This is a genomic window from Dietzia aerolata (assembly GCF_014144865.1).
Lineage (GTDB): Bacteria > Actinomycetota > Actinomycetes > Mycobacteriales > Mycobacteriaceae > Dietzia > Dietzia aerolata.
In genome coordinates, this window is sequence record NZ_JAALDM010000111.1 from 1 (window position 1) to 2,311 (window position 2,311).

A 2,311-nucleotide genomic window follows, 5' to 3' on the forward strand; every position below is an offset into this window, starting at 1 on the left:
GGCGTGGTGGGCGCCATCACCCCGTGGAACAACCCGACCGTGGTGGCCTCGTGGAAGGTCGCGCCGGCCCTGGCCGCCGGCTGCTCGGTGGTGCTCAAGCCCGCCGAGGACGCCTCCCTGGCGCCGCTGCGCCTGGCCGACCTGCTGGCCGAGGCGGGCGTGCCGGACGGGGTGTTCAACGTGGTGACCGGGCTCGGCGAGACGGCCGGTGCCGCCCTGGCCGCGCACCCGGGGATCGACAAGATCACCTTCACCGGCAGCCCGCGCGTGGGCCGCCAGATCCAGTCCCTGGCCGGCGACAAGTTCCGCAAGGTCACCCTTGAGCTCGGCGGCAAGGCCCCGCAGCTCGTCTTCCCGGACGCCGATCTGGCCTCGGCCATGCCGTGGATCGCGATGGGCAACTTCTACCACCAGGGCCAGGTGTGCGCGGCCGGCACGCGTGTCGTGGTGCACGAGTCGATCGCCGACCAGGTGGTCGAGGGCCTGATCGAGTTCGCGCGCGGCAGTGTGGTGGGTGACCCGTTCGACCCGGCCAGCACGCAGGGCACGATCGTCAACGAGCGCCAGTTCGAGCGGATCCTCGGCTACATCGAGAAGGGTAAGGCCGAGGGCGCGGATCTGGTCACCGGCGGCGCGCGGGTCGGCGACCGCGGCTACTTCGTGGAACCCACCGTCTTCCGCGGCGACAACTCGCTCACCATCGCCCGCGAGGAGATCTTCGGCCCCGTCGCCACCGTGATCACCTTCTCCGACGCCGACGAGGCCGTGCGGATCGCCAACGACACCCAGTACGGGCTCAACGCGTTCATCTTCTCGCAAGACCTGCCCACGGTGCACTCGGTGATCCCGCAGCTGCGCGTCGGCACGGTGTGGGTCAACGGCTGGGGCGTGCCCGACCCGTCGCTGCCGTGGGGCGGCCGCGAGGCCAGTGGTATCGGCCGCGAGCTCGGTGTGAGCGGGCTGGAGGCCTTCACCGAGGAGAAGACCGTCCACCTAGGGTTCTAGGCGTACGCAGGCGACGCGCGCCGGGTGGCGCGCGGTGAGGAGGGAGCGGCACGTGGAGTCGACGACGCAGGAGCGCACCGGCCCGTTGGCGGGGATGGTGGTGCTCGAGTTGGGCACGCTCATCGCCGGACCGTTCGCCGGCCGCCTGCTCGGCGACATGGGCGCCCGGGTGATCAAGATCGAGGACCCCGGGCGCCCCGACCCGCTGCGCACCTGGGGGCAGGGCGAGCGTGACGGCCGCCGGCACTTCTGGACGGTCCACGCCCGCAACAAGGAGTCCGTCACGCTCGACCTGCGCTCGGACGAGGGCGCGGCGGTCTTCCGCGACCTCGTGGCGCGGGCGGACGTGGTGGTGGAGAACTTCCGCCCCGGCACCCTCGAGAAGTGGGGCCTGGGCCCCGACGAGCTGCACGCGATCAACCCGCGCCTGGTGATCGGCCGGGTGTCGGGGTACGGCCAGACCGGTCCGCAGGCCACGCGCGCCGGGTACGCCTCCGTCGCCGAGGGCGTCTCGGGGCTCCGGCACCTCAACGGTTTCCCCGACCAGCCGCCACCGCGCATGGCCCTGTCGATCGGCGACACCCTGGGCGGCATGTTCGCCGTTCAGGGCGTCCTCGCCGCGCTGCTGGCTCGCACCACCACCGGCCGCGGCCAGGTGGTGGACGTGGCGCTCACCGAGTCCTGTCTGGCGGTACAGGAGTCGGTGATCCCCGACTTCGACGCGGCCGGCGTGGTGCGAGGCCCGTCGGGCACCCGGCTGGAGGGGATCGCCCCGTCCAACCTGTACCGCGCCTCGGACGGCCTGTGGGTGATCATCGCCGCCAACCAGGACACCGTGTTCCGGCGCCTGTGTGGCGCGATGGAGCGCCCCGAGCTGGCCGACGACCCACGTTTCGTGGACCATTCCGCGCGGGGGATCCACCAGGACGAGATCGACGCGATCATCGCCGACTGGGCCGCCGCGCTGACCGCCGAGCAGATCCGCGAGACCCTGGACCGGGCCGGCGTGGTGGTGGGCCCGGTCAACACCGTGGCCGATGTGGTGCGGGACGAGCAGTTCCTGGCCCGCGACATGCTGGTGCCACACACTGTGCCCGGCGTGGACGACACGGTTCTGGGCCCCGGCATCGTGCCCGTCCTCACGGACACCCCCGGCGAGGTGCGGCGCGGCGGGGCCCCTGAGCCGGGCTTCGACAACGCGGCCGTCTACGGCGACCTGTTGGGGATGGACGACGCGCGCCTGGCCGACCTGGCCGCCCGTGGCGTCATCTGACGCCCCGCCCACGCGTCCGGCCCTGCGCCGGGC

Annotated in this window: 2 protein-coding genes; both read left to right on the plus strand. The window is 72.8% G+C overall.

Annotation, left to right across the window (positions count from 1 at the left end):
- Positions 1–1,005: aldehyde dehydrogenase family protein (locus G6016_RS07340; protein ID WP_182632016.1), on the plus strand; the 1,005-nt coding region annotated here is incomplete at its 5' end.
- A 94-nt stretch (positions 1,006–1,099) separates the two neighbouring features.
- On the plus strand, positions 1,100–2,278 hold the full coding sequence (locus tag G6016_RS07345) for a CaiB/BaiF CoA transferase family protein (protein ID WP_182632017.1): 1,179 nt from the start codon (positions 1,100–1,102) through the stop codon (positions 2,276–2,278).
- Positions 2,279–2,311 lie beyond the last annotated feature (33 nt).